We start from the raw sequence: 23,270 nt of genomic DNA, 5'->3' as shown, positions 1-23,270 counted from the left end.
AGACAGCGCCAACCGCTGCCAACCAAGGAAATCCGATGATCCCCCGCTATTCCCGCCCCGAAATGGTTGCGATCTGGTCGCCCGAGACGAAATTCCGCATCTGGTTCGAGATCGAGGCCCATGCTTGCGATGCGATGGCCGATCTGGGCGTGATCCCGCGCGAGAATGCCGAGGCGGTCTGGAAAGCCAAGGATGTAGAGTTCGACGTCGCCCGCATCGACGAGATCGAGGCCGTCACAAAGCATGACGTCATCGCCTTTCTGACGCATCTAGCGGAACATGTCGGATCGGATGCCGCGCGTTTTGTGCATCAGGGCATGACCTCGTCCGACGTGCTGGATACCTGCCTGAACGTGCAACTGACCCGCGCCGCCAATCTGCTGATCACGGATATGGAGGCGCTGCTGGAGGCCCTCAAGCGCCGCGCCCATGAGCACAAGGACACGGTCCGCATCGGGCGCAGCCACGGCATCCATGCGGAACCCACAACGATGGGCCTGACCTTCGCGCGTTTCTACGCCGAGATGGACCGTAACCTGACCCGCCTGAAGACAGCGCGCACGGAAATAGCCACAGGTGCTATCAGCGGCGCGGTCGGTACGTTCGCCAACATCGACCCCCGCGTCGAGGAACATGTTTGCGCACAACTGGGTCTTTCACCCGAGCCGATCAGCACGCAGGTGATTCCCCGCGACCGCCATGCCGCGTTTTTCGCGACTTTGGGTGTGATTGCATCGAGCATCGAGAACATCGCCATCGAAATCCGGCATATGCAGCGCACAGAAGTGCTGGAAGCTGAGGAATTTTTCAGCAAAGGCCAAAAAGGTTCGAGTGCGATGCCGCACAAGCGCAATCCGGTTCTAAGCGAGAACCTGACAGGGCTTGCGCGACTGGTCCGGATGGCCGTGATCCCTGCGATGGAGAACGTGGCCCTCTGGCACGAGCGTGATATCTCGCATTCCTCGGTCGAACGGATGATCGGGCCGGACGCGACAGTGACGCTGGATTTCGCGCTGGCACGTCTGACGGGCTTGGTCGATAAACTGGTGATCTATCCAGATAACATGCTGGCAAATATGAACAAATTCCGTGGCCTGGTCATGTCGCAGCGGGTGTTGCTGGCGCTAACGCAGGCGGGCGTCAGCCGCGAGGACAGCTATACACTGGTGCAGCGCAACGCGATGAAAGTTTGGGAAAAGGGCGCGGATTTCAAAACAGAACTGCTGGCTGATCCCGATGTAACCGGGGCTCTGTCGCCAGCCGAAATCGAAGAGAAATTCGATCTGGGCTATCACACCAAGCATGTCGACACGATTTTCGCCCGCGTGTTTGGACCAAAGTAACGCCATTCGGTGTTTTGACGAATTGAAGTTGCGTGCTACCGTTGTTTTTCAACCAAAAGGGAGTATGCAATGAAGTTGAAGACCGTATTTGCCGCTCTGGCCCTGTCCGTCGCTCCGATGATGGTCAGTGCTGCATGTTCCACATCGCATCAGGCCATGTCCTGCGCTGATGGCATGATCTGGGACAGCGAGACCCGCAGCTGCACCAAGCAAATCAGCAGCTGATGTCGATTTCCGCGCCCTTCCGGTGACCGGCCAGGGCGCGGTGCATTTGTAGCTTGCATGTATTTACCGGGCGCTGCTGCCTGCCCCCGACATGCCACAGAGTTATTCCACAAATTCTGTGCTGATCACAGCTCTGTTCAGGCTTTGTTCACCCGCATCACGTTACCTGTGACTTCCTTTGGTGAGGTCACGATGCAGAATCTCAACGCCATCTCGCAACGTCGCAGTAACGCAGTCCCCCAGTTGTCACAGCGGGAAAAGGCGGCGATCGTCGTGCGCTTCCTGCTGGCTGAGGGCGCAGAACTGACCCTGGCGGACCTGCCCGACGATCTGCAGGCCATATTGGCAGTCCAGTTCGGCCAGATGCGCCCCGTCGATCGGAATACGTTGGCAAATGTCGTAGCCGAATTCGCAGGGGAGTTGGAACAGATAGCGCTGTTGTTTCCGCGCGATGTTGCAGGTGCGCTCAAGGCGCTTGATGGCAAGATCAGCCCGCAAACCGCCGCGCGCCTCCGCAAAGAGGCCGGTGTGCGTCAGGCCGGCGACCCGTGGGACCGCTTGCGCGCCGCATCTGCGGAGGTTTTGCTGCCCTTTCTGACCTCGGAAGCGGTCGAGGTCGCAGCGGTCATGCTGTCCAAACTGGAGGTGGCCAAGGCAGCAACTCTTCTGGGCCGCTTGCCCGGTGCCACGGCACGGCACATCGCCTATGCCATGTCGCGGACAAATGCGGTCACGCCGGATACCGTCTACAGGATCGGGATGTCACTTGTTTTGCAACTTGACGCGACACCGGACCGCGCATTTGCAGATGATCCTGAAAAGCGTGTTGGCGCAATTCTTAACCTTTCAACGACAGAGACGCGCAACGATGTGCTGTCAGGACTTGATGAAGCGGACCAAACCTTTGCGGATGGCGTGCGGCGCGCAATATTCACATTTGCCAATATCGCGGACCGCATCGCGCCACGCGATGTGCCCAACATTGTGAGGGCGGTGGATCAAGGAGCGCTTGTCAGTGCCTTTGTCCATGCAGGGTCCATGGGCGGCGACATGCAACGGGCCGTTGATTTCATGCTGTCCAATATCTCAACAAGGCTTGCCGACGGGTTGCGCGACGAGATGCAAGCGCTTGGCAAGGTCAAACCAAAAGCAGGGGAGGATGCGATGCTGGCGGTCACGACTGCCATTCGGGATCTTGAGGCCAGTGGCACGCTTTTCATGCACGGCATCGTCCCCGATGAAGAGGCCTAAGGCGCAATTGCCCTGTCCCTGCCGCGCGATCTTGTCAATCTCGGTATGGACAGCGCGCTTTGCCGCGCCTAACCTACTGGTATGAGCGATATTTCAGGACGCCGATGGCACGATATGGGCGGGGATCAGGCAGGGCCTGTCCCTATGGAAGGGCATGATTTTGCCCTGTGGGAAAAGCGTGTGGACGCCTTGATGGTGCTTTGCTCGTCCAAGGGGCACTTCACCGTGGATGGCCTGCGCCGCGCCCTGGAAGACATGGGTGCGGATGCCTTTGAAAAACATAGCTATTATGAACGCTGGATCGCTGCCGTGAACCAGAACCTGATCGAGGATGGTGTCTATACGCTTGAGGAACTGGCAACGCGCATGGACGAAGTTGCCGCGCGCGGCGCGACCTATGGCGAGGCGGCACATGGCTGACCGCGTTCGCGTGCGGGCGTTCATGCCGCCGGGCCATGTCCGCGCACCCGCCTATCTGCGGGGCAAAACCGGTGTGATCGAACGCAGCCTTGGTGCATTCGGCAATCCTGAACAATTGGCCTATGGCCTGCCCGCCGACAAGAAACCACTTTATCGCGTGCGGTTTACAATGGCGGAACTTTGGGGCAACGCGGCCGAGCGGCCTGATGATACGCTTGATGCCGAAATATACGCCCATTGGCTGGAAGAGGTGCCAGATCATGCCCCATGACCAACACGATCATGATCACGACCATCACGGGACAAGCCCGTCGGGTCACCCCTACCGGCACGACAATGACGAAGCCCTAACCTATTGGCAGCGCATGGAAATCGCCGTGCGCGAGTTGCTGATCGAGAAGGGCGTCACGACCGCCGCCGAGATCGCGGCCCAGATCGACCTGATGGACAGCCGCAGTCCCGCCAACGGGGCCGCTGTTGTGGCGCGGGCATGGACTGATCCGGCCTTCAAGCAGCGCTTGCTGGCAAATGCGGGCGATGCCAGCCGAGAGATGGGGTTCGATATCGGCCCGTTGCATCTGATCGCGGTCGAGAACACCGCCGATACCCATAACCTGATTGTCTGCACGCTGTGCTCCTGCTATCCGCGCAACCTGCTGGGCCTCCCGCCCGACTGGTACAAAACCCGCGCCTATCGTAGCCGCGCCGTGCGTGAGCCGCGCGCCGTTCTGACCGAATTCGGGGTTGATGTGCCGCAAGACAGCACGATCCGCGTGCATGACAGCACGGCCGATATGCGCTACATCGTGCTGCCCGCACGCCCCGCCGGAACCGAGAACCTCTCGGTCGAGGAGCTTGCTGCTTGGGTGACACGCGATTGTATGATCGGCACGGCCCTGCCCCGCGCGCCGCAAGTCGTATCGACGGGGGCATGAGGCCCCTCAGCCCGAATGCCACAGCTATCCTGCTGATGATCGGGGCGATTTTCTGCTTTTCGGTGATGGATGCGACAGCCAAGGCGCTGGCCCCGCGGATCGGGACGATTCCGGCGGTCTGGGCGCGCTATGCTGGACAGGCGCTGGTCGTGCTGATCCTTGTCGCTCCGCGCCTGAAAACAGTGGCGCGCACGAATTACCCGCTGCTGCAACTCGCGCGATCAGTTTTCCTGATGTTCGGCACGGTGTTTTTCTTTTTCAGCGTCGCCAATATCGGACTGACCGAAGCCACCGCGATCATGAATATCAATCCCGTGATCATCACACTGGGTGCCGCGCTGTTTCTGGGCGAGAAAATCGGCCCGCGCCGCGTCGTTGGAATCGCTGCCGCGCTGATCGGCGCCTTGATGATCATCCGTCCGGGATCGGACGTCTTCTCACCCTTTGCGATTTTGCCGCTGGTCGCGGCCATCGCGTATTCTGCCTATAACATCACAACCCGTTTTGTGGGCCGGAACGAAGACCCGTGGACATCCCTGCTCTATACGGCACTGTTCGGAGCGGTGATTATGACCATCGCGGTGCCGTTCTACTGGCAACCGCTGGATGTAACCTCGGCCCTGTTGATGATCCTGATCGCGGCTTTCGGAACGCTCTCGCAGCTTCTGCTGATCCGCGCCCTGTCCATCGGCGAGGCGGGTATGCTGGCTCCCTTTGCCTATACCGGACTGATTTTCGCAACTGTCTGGGGGATCGCCTTTTTTGATGAATACCCCGACACATGGACGATGACAGGCGCTGCCGTCATTGTCGGTGCCGGTGTCTATGTCTGGTATCGCGAGACTTTCGTCCGAACGGCAACCCGCAAGCCGGTGCCGCGCGCCGACTAGCGGATTTGCGCTGCCGCCATGATAGCACCAGCGCCCTTTTGCTGGAGCAGCACCACCGCTGGTGCGTCACCTTGGGCAGGGGATTGCAGCATCAGCGGCGCGGACAGATCCCATTCGCCCACAGCCGACCAATCTGTCACAATGTTAGTATAAGCTATTGTTTGGCCGGCATTTTCACCACGCGTGATTTCAACTTCCTTGCGCGGTATGTAGCGGACGAGATAGACCACCAACGGTCCGTTCACCCCGTCCTGCGCTTCTGCGCGCACCGTGACCATGCCCGTGCTGTCCTTCTCGGCGCGCAGCGTGACCCCGCGCTCCGCTGCGGCATGCTGCTGGATCAACGCTGAGGCGTTTTCTTCATGCGTGCCCACGACGTGATCCTGACCGCCGATAATCATCTGTGGCGTATAGACTGAACGCCGCCCCCCCGCCTTGGCATAGGCCTTCTGGCGCTTGGTAAAGGCAGGCTGGGCAAAGATGTCCTTCCAACCGATATAGTCCCAGTAATCCACATGCAGCGCCAGTGCTATCACATCGTCACGCTGGCTAAGCTCGTGCAGAAAAGCATCTGCGGGCGGGCAAGACGAACAGCCTTGCGAGGTGAACAACTCTACAACGACGGGGCGCGATTCAGCCGCGGCGATCCCAGCCACAGCCATCAATCCACCGGACAGCCATCCCGTGATCCAAGCCCTAACTTGCCCCATTGTGTAATGTCTCTCGTTGTTGATGCTCACTTGTTTCTAGTCGCCATAAACCGAAATGACCAATCAAGGAATCGAGAGAGCGTAGTGACTGTCACATAGATACAAGATTTTTTGTGTGCAATGGTATACATTTTACATCTGCCCCCCTTGATCGAAAGCGCGTGATAGGTCAAAAGCGGCGCAGCAATACCCCTTATTTCCTGATCAGAGGGAGGCCAGAGATGCCCATCACCGTCGGACAAGACAGCGCCAAAACCCGCAAGACCCTTACGGTCGGCGGACAGAGTGTTTCCTATTACTCGATCCCCGCCGCGCAAGCTGCCGGATTGGGTGATTTTTCCCGCCTGCCCGCCGCGCTGAAGGTGGTGCTGGAAAACATGCTGCGGTTCGAGGATGGCGGTTTCACCGTCTCCGTGGATGACATCAAGGCATTTTCGGAATGGGCTGACAAGGGCGGCCAGAACCCGCGCGAGATCGCCTATCGCCCTGCCCGCGTGTTGATGCAGGATTTCACGGGCGTGCCCGCGGTCGTCGATCTGGCGGCCATGCGCGACGGGATCAAGTCGCTGGGCGGTGACGCGCAGAAGATCAACCCGCTGAACCCTGTCGATCTGGTTATCGACCACTCGGTGATGATCGACGAGTTCGGCAATCCCCGCGCCTTCCAGATGAATGTGGACCGCGAATACGAGCGCAATATCGAGCGCTATACATTCCTGAAATGGGGCCAGAAGGCGTTCAACAATTTCCGTGTCGTGCCGCCGGGCACAGGCATCTGCCATCAGGTAAACCTTGAATATCTGGCGCAAACCGTCTGGACAGATACGGACCAGAACGGCGATACGGTCGCCTACCCCGACACGTTGGTCGGCACTGACAGCCACACCACGATGGTCAACGGCCTGGCCGTGCTGGGCTGGGGCGTCGGCGGGATCGAGGCCGAGGCCGCGATGCTGGGGCAGCCCGTGTCGATGCTGATCCCCGAAGTTGTCGGCTTCAAGATCACTGGCGCCATGGTCGAAGGTGTTACCGCCACGGATCTGGTGCTGAAGGTCGTGCAGATGCTGCGCGCCCATGGCGTGGTTGGCAAATTCGTCGAATTCTATGGCGAGGGTCTGGACAACATGCCGCTCGCCGATCGCTCGACCATCGCAAATATGGCACCCGAATACGGTGCGACCTGTGGCTTCTTCCCGATTGACGGCGAAACCCTGCGCTATCTGCGCCAGACAGGACGCGACGAAGACCGTATCGCGCTGGTCGAGGCCTATGCACGTGAGAACGGCTTCTGGCGGGATGCGGATTATGCGCCGGTCTATACCTCGACCCTGCATCTGGATCTGGGCGATGTTGTGCCCGCGATCTCTGGCCCCAAGCGGCCGCAGGACCATGTGCCACTGACTGACGCAGCAAAGGTATTCGGCGAATACATCCGCGGCATGCGTAAACTGCCCGCATCGCCTGTTCTTGAAAAGGCCGATATGACCGAAGAAGGTGGCGCGCCTGATCCCGGTCACGTGCCGGGCGATCTGACAGGTTTCTCCAGCGGTGCTGTCGAGGGCGAGGATTATCGCCTGCATGACGGTGCGGTGGTGATCGCCTCCATTACCTCCTGCACCAACACATCGAATCCTTACGTGATGATCGGCGCCGGTCTGGTGGCCCGCAAAGCGCGTGCACTGGGTCTGACCCGCAAGCCTTGGGTGAAAACCTCGCTGGCGCCGGGTTCGCAGGTCGTGTCGGAATATCTGGAAGCGGCCAATCTGCAAGATGATCTGGACGCGATCGGTTTCAACCTAGTCGGCTATGGTTGCACAACCTGCATCGGCAACTCCGGCCCGTTGCAGCCGGAAATCTCGAAGGCGATCAACGACAATGATCTGGTTGCAGTCTCTGTCCTGTCGGGCAACCGCAACTTCGAGGGCCGGATCAGCCCCGATGTGCGCGCCAACTATCTGGCAAGCCCGCCGCTGGTCGTGGCCTATGCCATCGCAGGCGATATGAATATCGACATCACGAAGGATGCGATCGGCACCTCCAAGGATGGCAAGCCCGTCTATCTGAAAGACATCTGGCCCACGACGCAGGAAATCGCGGATCTGGTCGAGAAGACCGTAACGCGCGAGGCCTTCCTGAAGAAATACGCCGATGTGTTCAAAGGCGACGAAAAATGGCAGGCGGTCGAGACCACGGATAGTGAGACCTATGACTGGCCCGCGTCCTCGACCTATATCCAGAATCCGCCCTACTTCCGCGGGATGGGCACCGAAGCTGGCACGATCCATGACATCAAGGGGGCGCGCGTGCTAGCGCTTCTGGGCGACATGATCACCACCGACCACATCAGCCCTGCCGGTTCTTTCAAGGACACCACTCCTGCGGGCAAGTATCTGATCGAGCGTCAGGTGCCGGTACGCGAGTTCAACTCCTACGGGTCGCGTCGTGGCAACCATGAGGTGATGATGCGCGGCACCTTCGCCAACATCCGTATCAAGAACGAGATGCTGGATGGTGTTGAGGGTGGCTATACCAAAGGGCCGGACGGGGCGCAGACCTCGATCTTTGATGCGGCTGCCGCCTATCAGGCAGACGGCACGCCCTTGGTGATCTTTGGCGGCATCGAATACGGTGCAGGTTCCAGCCGTGACTGGGCGGCCAAAGGCACGGCACTGCTTGGCGTCAAGGCCGTGATCGCCGAGAGCTTCGAGCGCATTCACCGGTCCAACCTTGTCGGCATGGGCGTCATTCCGTTCGAGTTTACGGGCGGCGACAATCGCAAGTCGCTGAAGCTGACCGGCGACGAAACCGTGTCGATCACAGGGCTGGAAGGCGATCTGAAGCCGCTTTCGGACGTGCCCTGCACCATCACATATGCCGATGGCAGCACGCGCGAAATCATGGTGAAATGCCGGATCGATACCGCGGTGGAAAAAGAGTATGTCGAGAATGGCGGAGTGCTGCACTACGTGCTGCGCAATCTGGCCAAATCGGCGTAACCATCCGCTGAGACACAGAAAAAGCCCCGGTGCGCTGCACCGGGGCTTTTTTTCTTGGGCTGCAATGAGGGGCTTGTTGAAGTCCGGGCTAGAGTTTCGCTGCGACCGCCTACATCCCGCTGCTGCGGGCTTTTTCAATCGCAGGGTTGATCGTGCTTTCCAGCACGCGCTGCGTGATTGGCCCAGCGTGGCGCAGAACCACATTGCCCTGCCCGTCGATCACATAAGTTTCTGGCACACCGTAGAGGCCCCAGTTCAACGCCATCCGGCCAGAGGCATCAGCGCCCATCGCCGCATAGGGGTTGCCCAATTCTTCTAAAAAGCCCATCGCGTTATCGGCCTGATCCTTGTAGTTCACGCCGTAGATCGTCAGGCCGGATGCTGCCATCGCCTCGAGATTGGGATGCTCCACACGGCAAGGCGCGCACCAACTGGCCCAAAAGTTGACCAGCGTAACCTCTCCCTGCCGCAAATCCGCATCGGTGAAAGGCGCATCCGGCCCGAGGGCTTCCAACTGCACGCCAGGTGCGGGCTTACCCTGCAAAGCCGTGGGCAACTGGTCGGGATCATCCCGCGCCATGCCGAACCAGAACATCGCGGCAAGCCCTGCAAAGACCAAAGGTGGTGCCAGCATCAGCGGTGAAATCCTAGCCATTCTTGCGGCTCCTGTTTTCCACATCGTCCAGTTGCGCCCGTACCTTTCGAGCACGCATCACGCTGACCGCGACCAAGGCCACAATCAACACGATCGAGACCGCGTAAGAGGACAGGACCGCATCCGCGTATTTTCCCAGATCGGGCATCATCCCAGCCGCTCCCTTGCCAGAAGAGCCCGCATCCGGCGGGCACGAATTTCGGTTTGTGTACGCAGGAAAACCAGCGCGATGAACAGCAGGACAAAGCCGGCAATGCAAAACAGAAGCGGAAAATAGAACACATCCGCCACGTTCTTTTCTTTATCAAGGCTCAGCGAGGCACCCTGATGCAGGCCTTGGTTCCAGAAGTTGACAGCATAGCGGCTGAGCAGCGCAAAGACCGACCCGACAAGGCAAAGCACCGCTGTCAGGTCTGCCGCCGTGTCGTCATTCTCGATCGCGGCCCAAAGCGCCATGTACCCCAGATAGAACAGGAACAGGATCAAAAAGGATGTCAGTCGCGGGTCCCATGCCCACCATGTCCCCCACATCGGCTGCCCCCAGATGGCACCTGTTGCCAGTGCGATCACGGTCATTACGGCCCCCACAGGTGCTGCAGCCCGTGCAGCCAGGGCGGAGACATGGTGCCGCCGCACGATCCAGACCAGTGACGCCACCAGCATCATCAACCAAGCATTGATCGCCATCAGAGCCGAGGGCACATGCAGATAGATGATCTTGACGGTCGAACCTTGCCGGAAATCGTCCGGCGTGAAGAAAAAGCCCCAGATAAGCCCGACCACAAGGGTCAGTGCCGCCAGCACTGACAGCCATGGCAACAGCTTGTCAGTGGTCTGAATGAACTTTTTTGGGTTCGCATATTCCCAGAATGACGCCATGTCTTGTTCCTATTCCATCGTCCTGCGGGCGCAAGTCACATCCCTGTCAGCGCAAGTTTACCCGCAGCACCGCTGCCGAGGCAAAAGGCAACAGGGCTATCGCGCCAAAGGTAATTCCGGCCAGCATCGCCAGCGGAACGGTAAAATCCAGCCCCATTGCCCCCCGCCGCGCCACTTCAGCGCCGAAGATCAGTGTGGGCACGTAAAGCGGCAGTACCAGCAGGCTAAGCAGCAAGCCGCCGCGCTTCAACCCGACCGTCAATGCCGCCCCGAAGGTGCCGATCACGCTCAGCGCAGGGGTGCCCAATGCCAGTGACATCAGTAGCGGGGCATAGCCTTGCGAAGGGAGGCTTAACAGCAGCGCGAATAGCGGCGAGGCCAGCACCAGCGGCACACCCGTTGTCAGCCAATGCGCCAGCGACTTAATGCTGACCAAAGCCTCCATCGGAAGGGGAGCCGTGGCCAACAGGTCAAGCGAGCCGTCTTCCCAGTCCAACGCAAAGATGCGATCCAGTGACAATAGGCATGACAATAACGCGCCCAGCCACAGGATACCCGGGGCAATACGCGCGAGAAGCCCGCTATCGGGACCGACGCCGAAAGGCACAAGCACAACCACGATCAGAAAAAACGCAAGGCCAAGCCCGAAGCCGCCCCCCGCCCGCACCGCCAGCCGGATATCACGCAGCAGCAGCGCCTTCATAGGAAAGACCCGTCAAAATCGTCATGCGCGGGGGCTTTGGCGCGAAACGGGGCCATATCCAGCACATGTGCCTCTGTCAGTCCAAGGTCGATATGCGTCGCCATCAGGGCCATACCGCCTGCCGCCAAATGTCCGCGGACCGCTTGCGCGAAAAGCCCCACAGCCGTGGTATCCAGCGACACGGTCGGCTCGTCCAGAACCCAGACCGGCCGCCCTGTCACGACCATCCGCGCCAATCCCAGACGGCGCTTCTGCCCAGCGGACAACCCGCCGGCCGCGCGGTCCGACAGCGCGGCAAGATCAAAGGCTCCAAGGGCGGGATCAATGCTGCCAGTGCCAAAGACATCGGCCCAAAATTCCAGATTCTCGCGCACGGTCAGCGTAGATTTGATCCCGTCGGCATGCCCCGCATAGGCCATCGCTTCGCGCTCAAGGCCGACTTTGCCAGCCAAGGGGGGTTGCAAGCCCGCCACTGTTCGCAAAACCGTGGTCTTGCCGACGCCATTGGGTCCACGCAGGATCAGCGCTTCACCGGATTGCAACGAAAAATCAATACCTTCAAGAACGGGAATCCCGCTGCGCGCAACGCTCAGACCTGTGACTGTCAACTCCATGCACTGGCCTTATCCCATTGTCACACATTCGGAAAGGCGCAGATCACCGCAACACCTTTTCTACGGGCAAAAGTGCTGCGGCAACACGCCGCCCTTCGGATAACAGGACATTGTAGGTCCGACAGGCGGCGGGCGAGTTCATCACCTCGACGCCGACCCCCAACGCTTCCAACTGGTTACGAAGCTCTGCCGGTGCGTGGGCGATATCAGCCCCCATTCCCAGAAAGATCACATCCACTTCTCCGGCAAGCGCCAGCAAAGGTTCAAGATCATCCACCCCGCCCCATTGACGGGCGCGTTCAGCAGTCACAAGAACCGCACCTTCGATGACCTGATCATTCACGCGGAAAAATCCCGGCCCGTAGCCGTCGATCGGGACCACGCCCTGAAAGTTCACTTCGGTGACCTGCATGATTGCTCCTTCCGATGCACTGTTTTTCAATCCCACAGCGGCAGACCGCTGATGGCGGCGGCGGCGATGATCACATAGGCCCCTGCGCGATATAGGCGCTCGCGCGCGGGGCGGAAGATCGCAGCGCCTGCCATATTGGCCAGCATCACAGGCAGTGCAAGTATCAGCCCCAGGATCACCGGCACTGCATCCAGCTTGTCCTGAAAGGCCAGTATCGCGATCAGAACCAGATCAAAGGCGAAAAGATAGATCAGGATATTGGCCCGCACCTGCGCCGCCAAGCGGGTCGAAGCAAGATAAAGCAGGATCACGGGTGGCCCCGGCACGCCGACAACGCCCCCCAAAAAGCCGCTTAGCCCGCCCGTTCCCAACAGGATGGGCGCATTCAAAGGGCCTCGATAACGCAGCCCTGCCAGCAGCAGGACTGGTACCAGCATCGCCAGAATCGATACGGCATAACGAAACACCTCGGGCCGGATCGCGGATAGCACCATCAGGCCAAGTGGCAGCGCCAGCGCCATGGCACCCGTCAAAAAAGCCACCTCCCGCATATTCCCGTCGCGCTTGGCGCGCGGCAGATTGGGGATAGGACCAAAGACATCCATGATCACAAGCACGGTCAGCGCCCAGATCGGCGACATCAACTGCCCGGCAACCGGCATGAAGATCAGCGCTGTGCCAAAGCCCGAAAAGCCGCGCACGAAGCCTGCCAGAACCGTACCGGCAACCAGCCAGCCAAGCCCCTCGAATTGCAGTGCTGCGGCAAGCGCCTCAGGCATCTATGTTCGAGAACTTGGTGCCTGCATTGCCATCGGGTTTGGACCAGTCGCGCTTGATCCCCATTTTCAGCAGAATGACCGAGGCCACAAAAATCGAGGAATACGTCCCTACAACAACACCCCAGATCATTGCGAAGACAAAGCCGCGGATCACGTCGCCTCCCAGAATGAAAAGCGCGATCAGCGCGATCAGTGTCGTCACAGATGTCATCATCGTGCGGCTGAGGGTTTCGTTGATCGACAGGTTCAGCACTTCGCGCAGGGGCTTTTGCTTGTATTTTCTGAGGTTCTCGCGCACGCGGTCAAAGACCACCACAGTATCGTTCAAACTATAGCCGACGATTGTCAGCAGGGCCGCGATAATGGCCAGATCGAACCTGATTTGCAGCTCTGAAAAGACGCCGATGGTCAGAACCACGTCATGCACCAACGCAACCACGGCCCCGACCGCAAACTGCCACTCGAAGCGCAACCAGATATAGATCAGCACCGCTGCAATCGCCAGAACCACGGCGATACTGGCCGTTGTGATCAACTCGCCCGACACTTTCGGCCCCACCGATTCGACCGAGACAAAGCGGATGTCCGGCACGGCCCCCTGCAACGCGCCTTCTACGGAGGCGATCAGTTCAGGCGTTACCGATTCCTGCCCTTCCTGAGCCTGAATCCTGACCATCGCCACGTTCTCGTCCGGCCCGAAGGTTGGATCGAAAATTTCTGTAATCGTGACATCGCCAAGGCCAAGCGTTTCGACAGCGGTCCGGTAGACAGCAATATCAACCGGCTGCGCGCTTTCGGTGCGGATGGTCGTGCCGCCACGGAAGTCGATCCCGAAGTTCAGACCCTGCACAAAGAAGGAGACAAGCGCCAGCACCATCATAAAGCCGGAAATCCCTAGCCAGAGAGTCGGGCGACTGAAGAAATCGAAATTCGTTATTTCGGGAACCAGTCTCAGGCGCATCTCATACCTCGATTGTCTTGGGGCGGCGGCGCTCGAACCAGATCACAATGATCAACCGCGTGACGAAAATCGCCGTGAAGACCGAGGTCATGATGCCCAAGCCCAATGTGATCGCAAAGCCGCGTACCGGACCCGAACCCATGACATAAAGGATCAATGCGGTCATGAAAGTGGTGATATTGGCATCCACGATTGCGCTTAGTGCTTTTTCATAGCCAAGCTCGATCGCGCGGGCCGGCCCTTTGGCGGTCTTGAGTTCTTCCTTGATCCGTTCGAACACCAGTACATTGGCATCCACCGCCATACCGATGGTCAGCACGATACCGGCTATACCCGGCAGCGTCAGGGTCGATCCGATCAAGGACAGCAGACCAAAGATCAGGCCGACATTGATGACAAGCGCGATATTGGCGAATAACCCGAACAGACCATAGCTGAGAACCATGAAAACCAGCACGGCAATACCGGCCACGATACAGGCAATCTTGCCTGCCTCGATGCTATCGGCACCCAGTTCCGGCCCAATGGTGCGCTCCTCAAGGAAATCCAGCCCTGCAGGCAAAGCCCCAGCGCGCAGCAGAATGGCAAGCTGCGTGCTTTCCTCGACCGAGAAACTGCCGGTGATAATCCCTGACCCGCCGGGAATATGGCTTTGGATCACGGGGGCGCTGATCACCTCGTTATCCAGCACGATGGCGAAGGGATTGCCGATATTGGCGGCCGTGTAATTGCCGAATTTGCGCGCGCCCGTCGGGTTGAAACGGAAATTGACAGCCGGACGACCGTTCTGATCAAAGGCGGGTTGCGCATCGACAAGTTCCTCACCGGTGACGACAGGGGCCTGTTCCAGCACGTAAAACTGCCCATCCTCGTCCAACGATGGCAGCAGCTCGTTTCCGGCACCGGCGGGCATATTGGCATTGGTGGTGCGGGTGACAACCGGCTGGAAGGTCAGTTGCGCCGTGGTGCCGATGATCTCTTTTAACTCGGCGGCCGATCCGACACCCGGCACTTGAATCAGAATGCGGTCCGCGCCCTGCCGCTGGATTGTCGGCTCACGGGTGCCGACCTCGTCGATACGGCGGCGGATGATTTCGAGCGATTGTTGTACGGTCCGGTCATCGGTCGCCTGACGCTCGGCCTCGGACAGGCGCACGACGATATCTGCGCCGTCCACCGTCACGTCGATATCGCTGGCCCCTGCACCTGACAGGCTGGACACTGGGCGCGCCAGACCGCGCACCAGTTCTGCGGCCCGCGTGGCCTGATCAGGCCGCTCGTTCAGGCTGACGCGCAATTCGTCCGGTGCCGAGGGTTGCAAGCGGATCGTGCCCACCGTTGCGCGCTCGTCACGCAGCAGATCGCGCACATCGGGCCACATGCCCTGCAGCCGAGATTCATATACGTCGGCTACGCGTACCTCGGCCAGCAGATGCGCGCCGCCACGCAGATCAAGGCCAAGATTGACCAGACCGGACGGCAGGAAGGAAGGCCAGCGCGCAGCCTGTTCCTCGAGCCCCTGATCAGTGCTGCCGATCTCGAGTGCGGCACGTGCGTCATTGGCCCCTTCTACCCGCGAATAAAACCCGTTGGGCAAGGCAAGGCCAAGGCCGATGGCCACGGTCATCCAAATCAGAAACCGTTTCCAGAGATCTATTTGCAGCATATTACCTGCCTTTTGGGAAAATGGAGGCCTTGGGACCGGTCAGGCCCGCAGGCCATGGCATCCTCAGCTCGAAGCGGGTTCAGTCTTGGAAATGACCTGTGCCACGGTGGATTTCACAACCCGCACCTTGACGTTATCGGCCAGTTCAACTTCGATCTCGTTGTCGTCTTTGACCTTGGATACCTTGCCGATCAGCCCGCCCTGCGTGACGATCTGGTCACCACGACGCAATGCCGCCACCATGGCCTGATGGTCCTTCAGCTTTTTCTGCTGGGGGCGGATCAGCAGAAGATACATGATCGCGAAGATCAGGATAAGCGGGATAAACTGCGCGAAAGCTTCCATCGGGATGTCCTTGTCATGAAACGTCAGGGGGCCGGCTGGCCCCCTTGAATTGGCAGGGAACCTATGTCCGCACGCCCCCTTTTGCAAGGCAGGAAACGGCCAATACTGTGTGATCCGACCGCGCTACAACTCAGAAAGGGGCCAGCCGCAATTCCCCCCTTCAATCGTGGTTGCGATTGCGGCATATGGGGACAACGCCCAATCCAGACCGGAGCCAGCCATGCACGACATCCGCGCCATCCGCGAGAATCCCGCCGCATTCGACGCCGCCCTTGCCAGACGCGGTGCCGATCCGATGGCGTCAGCGGTGCTGGCACTGGACGAGGCACGCCGCGCACGGATCACGGCGGCGGAGACCGCACAGGCCGAACAGAATCGCGCCTCGAAAGAGGTGGGCGCAGCCAAGGCCAGCGGCAATGAAGCGGAGTTCGAGCGTCTGCGCGCGATTGTCGCAGACAAGAAGGCCGAGGTCGCAGCGATGCAGGCCGAGGCCAAGGAACTTGACCAGCAACTGAACGACTTGCTGCTGACCCTGCCCAACAGTCCGCTCGAAGACGTCCCGCAAGGGACGGACGAGAGCGACAATGTCGAGTTGCGCCGCTGGGGCAGCCCGCGCATGCTGGATTTCAAACCGCGCGAGCACTTCGATATCGCAGGCGTGAAACCCGGAATGGATTTCGAAACCGCGGCAAAGCTCAGCGGGGCGCGCTTTGTCGTGCTCAAGGGCGCTGTCGCCCGCCTGCACCGTGCCTTGGCACAATTCATGCTGGATACCCATGTCACCGAACACGGACTGACCGAAATGGTCACCCCTGTTCTGGTCAAGGACGAGGCGATGTATGGCACCAACCAGTTGCCGAAATTCGCCGAGGACAGCTACCGCACGACAAATGGCTGGTGGCTGATCCCCACATCCGAGGTAACCCTGACCAACACGGTTGCCAGCGAGGTGCTGGAGGATACAGCATTGCCGATCCGCATGACCGCCCACACCCTATGCTTCCGCTCCGAGGCGGGATCGGCGGGCAAGGACACATCGGGCATGCTGCGCCAGCACCAGTTCGAAAAGGTCGAGATGGTCAGCATCACCCGCCCCGCAGACAGTCTGGCCGAACATGACCGCATGACCGGCTGCGCCGAGGCGATCCTGCAAAAGCTGGGCCTGCCCTATCGCACGGTCGTTCTTTGCACCGGCGACATGGGATTCGGCGCGCAGAAGACCCATGATATCGAGGTCTGGCTGCCCGGTCAGGATACCTACCGCGAGATTTCCAGCATCTCGGTCTGCGGCGACTTTCAGGCGCGGCGCATGAACGCGCGGTTCAAGCCTGCGGGCGGTGGCAAGCCGGAATTCGTCCATACGCTGAACGGGTCCGGCCTGGCTGTCGGGCGTTGCCTGATCGCGGTGCTCGAGAATGGCCAGCAGGCGGATGGATCGGTTGATCTGCCTGCGGTCCTGCATGGCTATCTGGGCGGCAAGACGCGGATCGACGCGTCGGGTGCGCTGGTCTGACGCCTAACCCGCGGGGGGCCCGAAGAGGTCGCGCAAAACGCGGCGCAGGCTGCCGGGGCGATAGCCGCCCAGCCTGATGACGCGCTGACGCGCGGACTCGGCCACATCGGCGGCCCTTGTCGGGCCTTCTCTGTCGCCCAGTAAAAATCCGTAAAGGTTTGAGAAACCTCGCTTTTGTATCATCGTGGATGCGTCGGCTGCCGGATCGGCGGGGGCTGTGATCTCTTGCAGCGCCCTACGGTCAAACTCCAGGGCCACATCCTTTGAACGCGCGCCTTGAGCGATCCACTCGGCAGGAAAGGCAGACAGGCCCGGCACCGTTCCACTGCCCCCGACAACCCCGTGCACGCCGGGAAACCAGATTTGCCGATAGGGCCGGTCAGGGCCTGTATCGCCACGGTTCAACCCGCCTTCCGGTCCAAGCTCGGGTTTGCGCGGATCACGATCCAGATTGCCCCAAAGCGCCGGACGGTAAAGCCAGCGGCGTTCGTCCAGTGCCACGGCATGGCGTGCCGACAGGACCAGATGCGACAGGTCGGTATCGTGGAACGCGTAGCGGTCATTCACCAATCTGGCAAACAACCCCAGAAACGAGGGCAGCCCAAGCGCGCCCACGGTGTCAAGAACGCCAAGGTAGCGGATCTGCACCAGAATTGGCGACTCGCCATGCCGGTCCAGAAGCGATTCCGTCAGACGCCACATCACATCATCGGGGCTTGTGGCGACATCGGGGGAAAGCGCGGCGCGCCGCGCACGGATGGCGGGTTCGTCGGGCGCGTTCTGTGTACCGCGCTGGCGATAAAGATCCATCGCGGCCCCCACAAGATGCACCTTGTCGCGCGGCAGGATTCCGGCCTTGCGGATCAATCCGGCAAGGGACCTTGCCGTATAGGCCCCGCGCGAAAAACCGAAGATATGGATATGGTCCCCCGGTTCGTAGCAAAAAACCAGATTGCGATAAGCCTCGATGATATTGTCCTCAAGCCCCCATCCCAGCGCACCGCCCAGAAACTTGTCAGTCCACCTTGCCAGTCGCGTGGTGCCGCGCCCCGTGCCGACCCCCTGCTGATAAAACACGACCTGCTTGATCCCGCCAGCAGCCGTCGGCGCCACCGCCTGCGCCAGTCGCAGGATCGAGGTAGGCCGGTCCGCATCGGCCTTGTTCCACGTGCCGTCGCAGAAAAACACGATCCGCTTATGAGGACGTACCTCTCTGGGTGCAGCGGGGTCAGAAACCATGACGTCCTCCGTCGCGAATGTCACATAAATGAAAGGGTCTAGGATGTTATGCGTATCGCCGCCTTTGGCTTTGTCTGCGGCATGTCTATATTGGGGGATAATGTTACAGGCAAAAGGCGACACGTCCAGATGAACCGTATGACCTCACTCCTTACGCTGCTGGCCGCTTTGGCCTTTGCACTGTCACCGCTTCTGTCATCCGGTTTCAACGGCTTTGCGCCCGACCAGTTTCCGGTTCCGCAGGATAATCCGCCGGTCCAGCCTGCAGGCTATGCCTTTGCGATCTGGGGGCTGATCTATCTGTGGCTGATCGCGGGGGCCTTGTTCGGCATCTGGGACCGTGCCACCGATCCCGATTGGGAGCCGATGCGCCCTGCCCTGATCGTATCGCTGGTGATCGGCGCGGGCTGGATTCCCGTGGCGCAGTTGTCGCCGCTCTGGGCGACCCTGCTGATCTGGGCCATGCTTGGCACAGCGGTTCTGACCCTGTGGCGCGCGGGTGAGGCGGATCATCTGTGGTTGCGCGGGCCGATCGCACTCTATGCCGGATGGCTGACAGCCGCATCCTGCGTGGCGCTTGGCCTTTTGCTGGCAGGTTACGGTTATGTGACCGCGCAGATTGCGGCCTATCTGGGTATCGGGCTGGCGCTGGCGCTGGGATTGGCGGTTCAGGCGATGCGGCCCGACACACCGGCCTATCCCGCGGCGGTGATCTGGGCGCTGGTCGGTGTGCTGATCAGCAATCTTGATCCGCTGAACTGGAGCGTATCGGCGCTTGCCATCCTCGGGATCGGATTGCTGGGTTGGCGCATGATCGTGAACATGCGCCAACCCGAAACATTCGTCTGAAACAGCGGGCGGCCTAGCGCCGCCCCTTGCCCGGTGTGGGGGCCTTGCCAAGGTGCTTTGTCAGTGCACCGGCATTGCGTTCCTTGCGGCCTTTATAGGGGTTCTTCTCGCCCTGGCTCCGCATGAAAAGACGGATCGGTGTGCCCGGCATGTCAAAATCCGTCCGCAGGCCATTCACCAGATAGCGCGAGTAGCTGGCAGGCATCGCCTCGGGGTTCGAGCACATCACCACGAAACCCGGCGGGCGCGTCTTGGCCTGTGTCATATAGCGCAGCTTGATCCGCTTGCCGCTGGGTGCGGGGGGCGGATGCGCCTCCATCATGCCCGCAAGCCAGCGGTTCAGTTGCGCGGTCGTGACGCGGCGGTTCCATGTGTCATAGGCATTCTCGACCGCCTGACGCAGACGGTCCAACCCTTTACCTGTCTTGGCCGACACCGTCACCAGTGGCGCGCCACGCAATTGCGGCAACAGACGCTCGAAGGATTCGCGCAGCATGTTGATCTTGCCTTGCTTGTCGTCCTCGATATCCCATTTGTTCACCGCGACAACAACCGCGCGGCCCTCGCGTTCTGCCAGATCGGCAATCCGCAAATCCTGCTGCTCAAAGGGAATGGCCGCGTCCAGCAAGACGATCACGACTTCGGCGAATTTCACCGCGCGCAACCCGTCCGAGACAGACATCTTTTCCAGCTTGTCCTGAATCTTGGCCTTCTTGCGCATACCTGCCGTATCCCAGATACGGATCGGCATGCCTTCCCAGTCGATTGTCAGGGAAATTGCATCACGGGTGATCCCCGCCTCGGGGCCAGTCAGAAGACGGTCATCGCCAAGGATCTTGTTGATCAACGTGGACTTGCCCGCATTGGGGCGGCCAACGACAGCGATCTGCATCGGTTTGTCCAGCGTGGGCCAGCGCACGTGATAGGCGGATTCGTCGTCATCCTCGTCGAGGGTCACGTCGATCTCGGGGGCAATTTCCTGATCGTTCTTGGCCAGTTCCGCGAAAGCATCCGACAAAGGCATCAGTTGGGAATAGAGGTCGTTCAACCCCTCGCCATGTTCGGCAGACAGGCGGATCGGCTCGCCCAGACCAAGGCCGTAGGCTTCGATCACACCGGCATCGGCCTGACGCCCCTCACCCTTGTTGGCGGCCAAAATCACATGTTTGGAGCGTTTGCGCAGAATCTCGGCAAAAATCTCGTCCGTGGGGGTGACACCCACCCGCGCGTCGATCATGAACAGGCAGATATCGGCCATGTCCACGGCGCGTTCGGTCAGCTTGCGCATCCGGCCTTGCAGGGATTCGTCTGTCGCTTCCTCAAGCCCTGCCGTGTCGATCACGGTAAATCGCAAATCGCCCAGCCGCGCATCACCCTCGCGCAGATCGCGGGTCACACCCGGTTGATCGTCGACCAAGGCAAGACGTTTTCCAACCAGACGGTTGAAAAGCGTGGATTTTCCCACATTGGGACGGCCAACGATGGCCAGTGTGAAACTCATGTTCTGCGGCTCCGGTCTCGATCAAGCGGCTGCGATACACTATCGCAGGCTTAACGGAAAGCGTGCAATTGTCCCTGCGCACCGACAACATACAAGGTGCCGCCCGCCACGATGGGCGATGTTGTCGCGCCGCCCGGCACGGAGGCGGCGTGGGTCTGCGCACCCGAGACCGGATCGAAGAAACGGATCTGGCCATCGTTCGAGGCAACGACAAGCTGCCCGCCCGCCAGGACCGGGCCATAATGCGCCACTACCTCGACCTGACGGCGGGGCCGGGCCTCAGTAAAGTTGGGCAGTTTCACGCCCCAGATCCGCGCCCCGTCACCCGCATCAAGGCGGATCAACTCATTCCGGTCGCTGATGGCGAAAACCGAACCGCCTGCCACCCAGACAGGGCTGATTGCCCCGTCCTGCGCGGTCCAGAGCCGCTCACCACTGGCAGCATTCAGAGCAACCATACGGCCCGAATGCGTGCCCACATACAGCGTGTCACCGGCAAGAACCGGATCGCCCGTGATATCCGCCACCCGCGCCAAGGCGCTAAAGCGGCGCTGACCCGAGACAACGGCGTCCCAAACACGCAGACCGCCCTGCCGGAAGGTCGCTTGCACCTCGCCATTGCCGAAGGCGAAAATGGCCAGTTGATCCGTGACAACGGGGGCGGAACCACCCAGAACGTTTGACTGGTCCGGCGCGGTCGATGTCTGCCAGCGCACGCGGCCCGTCGCGGTTTCGATCGCCCAAGCGGTTTCGCCACCAGACACCAGATAGACCAGATCGCCCTGCACCGTGGGCGTGCCCGATCCGGTGGCTTCCAGTTTCTGCTGCCAGCGCAACTCGCCACTCGCTGCGTCCAGAGCACTCAGCAAACCAAAGCTGGTCGAGACATAGACAACGCCATTCGACAGGGCGATACCGCCACCGGATGCCTGATCCGACCGGTCCGCCGACGGCGTCAGATCGCGTGCCCAAAGCGTCGTGCCTTCGGTGGAGGTGGCCGTTACAGTGGCACCGGCATCAAGGGTAAAGATACGGCCCTGCCCCGCCACCGGATCGGTGTTGATACGCTGACGTTTACCATCGCCTTCACCGATATTGGCAGACCATGCCAGTTGCGGACGCGCCGACAGTGTGGCGTTCTCGGTGCGCGTGCGCGCCGAGTTCGGCTTTTGCGACCAGTCGGTATTGCCGGTCTGGGCAGGCAGATTGATTGGCTGGCTCAGGTTCGCCGATTGTGCGCTTGCAGGTTCTTCGATGCCCGTGCTCAGGACCGCGCGCAGATCCTCGCGCACCCCCGGCAGGATGACTTGAGGTGCCGCACAAGCTGACAGAAAGACGATTCCGCCCAGACCTGCGATCCAACCCGTTCTGTGCATAGATCCTGCTTTCACGCCAGCCTCGCCTTCCTTGCCACAAGAGCGGTCCACGGAGGACGCAACGCCTGCGGCATCAACTTAATTTCCGGACGGCGCAGTGCCGTTCAACACGCCGCCAAGCGCCACAATCAACTGAGAAGCGCGCTGACGCAAGCCTGCAGTCGCTTCGGCGTCGGTCCTCAGGCGCTCCAGCCTTGCGATTGCGGCATCGGTATCACCGCTCTCGATCTCGATCAGGGCCAGTTGTTCCTCAGCGGCTACACGCAGCATCGGGCTGGTCTGCGCCAGCCCTTCAAAGCCAAGGCGACGCTCGTCCAACTCCATATCGCCCGCTTTCAGTAGCAACGACTTGAAGCCCGCCAACTGGCGATAGACAGGATCGGTCTGTCCATCGGCGGCAATCGCGTCCAGCCTGTCTTGGGCGGCGGCAAGATCGCCCGCGTCGATCAGCGCCGAAACGGTTGTGAAATCCCGCACGGCGCGCGCGCCTGGGGTGGGCGCGTCAATCGCTTCGAGCGCGGCGACGCGGGCAGCATCGTCATTGGCTTCGAGGGCTGCGACCATGGCATCGCCTAGACTTTGCGCTTGCGCTGCATCGCGTGCCTTGCGCCATTCGTTCCATGCCGCACCACCGACGATCAAGACCACGATCATCACGGCAATCCACCCATAGCGGCGCATCAGGCCGAACAGCCTGTCGCGGCGGACCTCTTCCGTGACTTCCTCGATGAAACTTTCGCTCTGGCTCACGCGGTGCCCCTTTGTTGATTTGCCCTCTCTTATCGTGAAGCCAGTGCCCTGCCAAGGGGCCGGACCACTGCGCGCCATGATCCGCCGGAAAGAGTCGCAACAAACACCGCGCTGCGCGGGCGGCCCGTCATTTCGGAAAGATCTCCTACCGCCCCAGATACTGTGCAAGGCGGCGCGCGCCGCTACCGGCTTCCGGCCAGTTTCCAAGGCGGTGCCCGACGGGATGCACAGATTTCAACCAAGCTTGCGCGAATGCCG

25 protein-coding genes are annotated in these 23,270 nt (G+C 60.5%); 10 read left to right on the top strand and 15 right to left on the bottom strand.

Annotated elements, in window-relative coordinates:
- Positions 1-35: 35 nt before the first annotated feature.
- The 7 genes from purB to K7H22_RS00315 all read left to right on the top strand — a co-directional run bounded on the left by purB (position 36) and on the right by K7H22_RS00315 (position 5,064).
- Positions 36-1,343, top strand: coding sequence for an adenylosuccinate lyase (purB, locus tag K7H22_RS00340; RefSeq protein ID WP_230798529.1), 1,308 nt, complete (start codon positions 36-38; stop codon positions 1,341-1,343).
- A gap of 69 nt (positions 1,344-1,412) precedes the next feature.
- On the top strand, positions 1,413-1,568 hold the full coding sequence (locus K7H22_RS00335; protein ID WP_230798528.1) for a hypothetical protein: 156 nt from the start codon (positions 1,413-1,415) through the stop codon (positions 1,566-1,568).
- Between the two features lie 243 nt (positions 1,569-1,811).
- On the top strand, positions 1,812-2,819 hold the full coding sequence (locus K7H22_RS00330) for a FliG C-terminal domain-containing protein (RefSeq protein ID WP_230798527.1): 1,008 nt from the start codon (positions 1,812-1,814) through the stop codon (positions 2,817-2,819).
- 81 nt (positions 2,820-2,900) lie between these two features.
- Positions 2,901-3,239 (top strand): SH3-like domain-containing protein, encoded by a 339-nt coding sequence (locus K7H22_RS20030; protein WP_269062961.1) that lies wholly within the window; start codon positions 2,901-2,903, stop codon positions 3,237-3,239.
- Positions 3,232-3,510 carry an SH3-like domain-containing protein gene (locus K7H22_RS20025; protein ID WP_269062960.1) on the top strand — a complete coding sequence of 93 codons (279 nt, stop codon included), beginning with the start codon at positions 3,232-3,234 and terminating at the stop codon, positions 3,508-3,510. The genes K7H22_RS20030 and K7H22_RS20025 overlap by 8 nt, the downstream gene beginning before the upstream one ends.
- Positions 3,500-4,174, top strand: a complete 675-nt coding sequence (gene nthA / locus K7H22_RS00320) for a nitrile hydratase subunit alpha (RefSeq protein WP_230798526.1) — start codon at positions 3,500-3,502, stop codon at positions 4,172-4,174. Before K7H22_RS20025 ends, nthA begins: the two co-directional genes overlap by 11 nt.
- The gene (locus K7H22_RS00315; protein ID WP_230798525.1) at positions 4,171-5,064 is read left to right on the top strand and encodes a DMT family transporter; all 894 of its coding nucleotides are present in this window, start codon (positions 4,171-4,173) and stop codon (positions 5,062-5,064) included. The genes nthA and K7H22_RS00315 overlap by 4 nt, the downstream gene beginning before the upstream one ends.
- Here K7H22_RS00315 and K7H22_RS00310 read toward each other — a convergent pair.
- A complete protein-coding gene (locus K7H22_RS00310) occupies positions 5,061-5,774 on the bottom strand; it encodes a DUF1223 domain-containing protein (RefSeq protein WP_230798524.1) in 714 nt (237 codons plus the stop codon). The two genes, K7H22_RS00315 and K7H22_RS00310, sit on opposite strands and share 4 nt — an antisense overlap.
- Before the next feature lie 221 nt (positions 5,775-5,995).
- Here K7H22_RS00310 and acnA point away from each other — a divergent pair, with 221 nt between their 5' ends.
- Complete coding sequence (gene acnA / locus K7H22_RS00305) at positions 5,996-8,770, top strand: aconitate hydratase AcnA (RefSeq protein ID WP_230798523.1); 2,775 nt, start codon at positions 5,996-5,998, stop codon at positions 8,768-8,770.
- Positions 8,771-8,879: 109 nt separating this feature from the next.
- On the opposite strand, the gene K7H22_RS00300 is transcribed toward acnA, so the two are convergent.
- The 10 genes from K7H22_RS00300 to yajC form a co-directional block, all read right to left on the bottom strand.
- Complete coding sequence (locus K7H22_RS00300) at positions 8,880-9,425, bottom strand: DsbE family thiol:disulfide interchange protein (protein WP_230798522.1); 546 nt, start codon at positions 9,423-9,425, stop codon at positions 8,880-8,882.
- Positions 9,418-9,576, bottom strand: coding sequence for a heme exporter protein CcmD (gene ccmD / locus K7H22_RS00295; protein ID WP_230798521.1), 159 nt, complete (start codon positions 9,574-9,576; stop codon positions 9,418-9,420). Before ccmD ends, K7H22_RS00300 begins: the two co-directional genes overlap by 8 nt.
- Entirely contained in the window at positions 9,573-10,304 is a 732-nt protein-coding gene (locus K7H22_RS00290; RefSeq protein WP_230798520.1) for a heme ABC transporter permease, read from the bottom strand. The genes ccmD and K7H22_RS00290 overlap by 4 nt, the downstream gene beginning before the upstream one ends.
- A gap of 46 nt (positions 10,305-10,350) precedes the next feature.
- Positions 10,351-11,007 (bottom strand): heme exporter protein CcmB, encoded by a 657-nt coding sequence (gene ccmB / locus K7H22_RS00285; protein WP_230798519.1) that lies wholly within the window; start codon positions 11,005-11,007, stop codon positions 10,351-10,353.
- Complete coding sequence (ccmA, locus tag K7H22_RS00280; RefSeq protein ID WP_230798518.1) at positions 11,004-11,621, bottom strand: heme ABC exporter ATP-binding protein CcmA; 618 nt, start codon at positions 11,619-11,621, stop codon at positions 11,004-11,006. Before ccmA ends, ccmB begins: the two co-directional genes overlap by 4 nt.
- Positions 11,622-11,664: 43 nt before the next feature.
- Positions 11,665-12,033: an Mth938-like domain-containing protein gene (locus K7H22_RS00275; RefSeq protein ID WP_230798517.1), complete on the bottom strand. Its 369-nt coding sequence runs from the start codon at positions 12,031-12,033 to the stop codon at positions 11,665-11,667.
- A gap of 26 nt (positions 12,034-12,059) precedes the next feature.
- Positions 12,060-12,812 (bottom strand): TSUP family transporter, encoded by a 753-nt coding sequence (locus K7H22_RS00270; protein ID WP_230798516.1) that lies wholly within the window; start codon positions 12,810-12,812, stop codon positions 12,060-12,062.
- Entirely contained in the window at positions 12,805-13,773 is a 969-nt protein-coding gene (gene secF, locus K7H22_RS00265; RefSeq protein WP_230798515.1) for a protein translocase subunit SecF, read from the bottom strand. Before secF ends, K7H22_RS00270 begins: the two co-directional genes overlap by 8 nt.
- A gap of 1 nt (position 13,774) precedes the next feature.
- Positions 13,775-15,439 (bottom strand): protein translocase subunit SecD, encoded by a 1,665-nt coding sequence (gene secD / locus K7H22_RS00260; RefSeq protein ID WP_230798514.1) that lies wholly within the window; start codon positions 15,437-15,439, stop codon positions 13,775-13,777.
- 63 nt (positions 15,440-15,502) lie between these two features.
- Complete coding sequence (yajC, locus tag K7H22_RS00255; protein ID WP_230798513.1) at positions 15,503-15,784, bottom strand: preprotein translocase subunit YajC; 282 nt, start codon at positions 15,782-15,784, stop codon at positions 15,503-15,505.
- A 220-nt stretch (positions 15,785-16,004) separates the two neighbouring features.
- Here yajC and serS point away from each other — a divergent pair, with 220 nt between their 5' ends.
- The gene (gene serS / locus K7H22_RS00250; RefSeq protein WP_230798512.1) at positions 16,005-17,297 is read left to right on the top strand and encodes a serine--tRNA ligase; all 1,293 of its coding nucleotides are present in this window, start codon (positions 16,005-16,007) and stop codon (positions 17,295-17,297) included.
- A 3-nt stretch (positions 17,298-17,300) separates the two neighbouring features.
- Here the strand turns inward: serS and K7H22_RS00245 are convergent, their stop codons facing one another.
- Entirely contained in the window at positions 17,301-18,536 is a 1,236-nt protein-coding gene (locus tag K7H22_RS00245; RefSeq protein ID WP_230798511.1) for a T6SS phospholipase effector Tle1-like catalytic domain-containing protein, read from the bottom strand.
- A gap of 129 nt (positions 18,537-18,665) precedes the next feature.
- On the opposite strand from K7H22_RS00245, the gene K7H22_RS00240 reads away from it, so the two are divergent.
- The gene (locus tag K7H22_RS00240) at positions 18,666-19,385 is read left to right on the top strand and encodes a tryptophan-rich sensory protein (RefSeq protein ID WP_230798510.1); all 720 of its coding nucleotides are present in this window, start codon (positions 18,666-18,668) and stop codon (positions 19,383-19,385) included.
- Positions 19,386-19,398: 13 nt separating this feature from the next.
- On the opposite strand, the gene der is transcribed toward K7H22_RS00240, so the two are convergent.
- From der to K7H22_RS00225, 3 genes are all read right to left on the bottom strand, one after another.
- Positions 19,399-20,886 (bottom strand): ribosome biogenesis GTPase Der, encoded by a 1,488-nt coding sequence (gene der / locus K7H22_RS00235; RefSeq protein WP_230798509.1) that lies wholly within the window; start codon positions 20,884-20,886, stop codon positions 19,399-19,401.
- A 50-nt stretch (positions 20,887-20,936) separates the two neighbouring features.
- A complete protein-coding gene (locus tag K7H22_RS00230; protein WP_230798508.1) occupies positions 20,937-22,262 on the bottom strand; it encodes a PQQ-like beta-propeller repeat protein in 1,326 nt (441 codons plus the stop codon).
- A 78-nt stretch (positions 22,263-22,340) separates the two neighbouring features.
- Entirely contained in the window at positions 22,341-23,012 is a 672-nt protein-coding gene (locus tag K7H22_RS00225) for a hypothetical protein (RefSeq protein WP_230798507.1), read from the bottom strand.
- Positions 23,013-23,270: the final 258 nt, after the last annotated feature.

This window comes from Seohaeicola saemankumensis, assembly GCF_021021435.1.
GTDB lineage: Bacteria > Pseudomonadota > Alphaproteobacteria > Rhodobacterales > Rhodobacteraceae > Seohaeicola.
The sequence above is the reverse complement of the archived record's forward strand: the minus strand, read 5'-3'. Positions and strand labels throughout refer to the sequence as shown.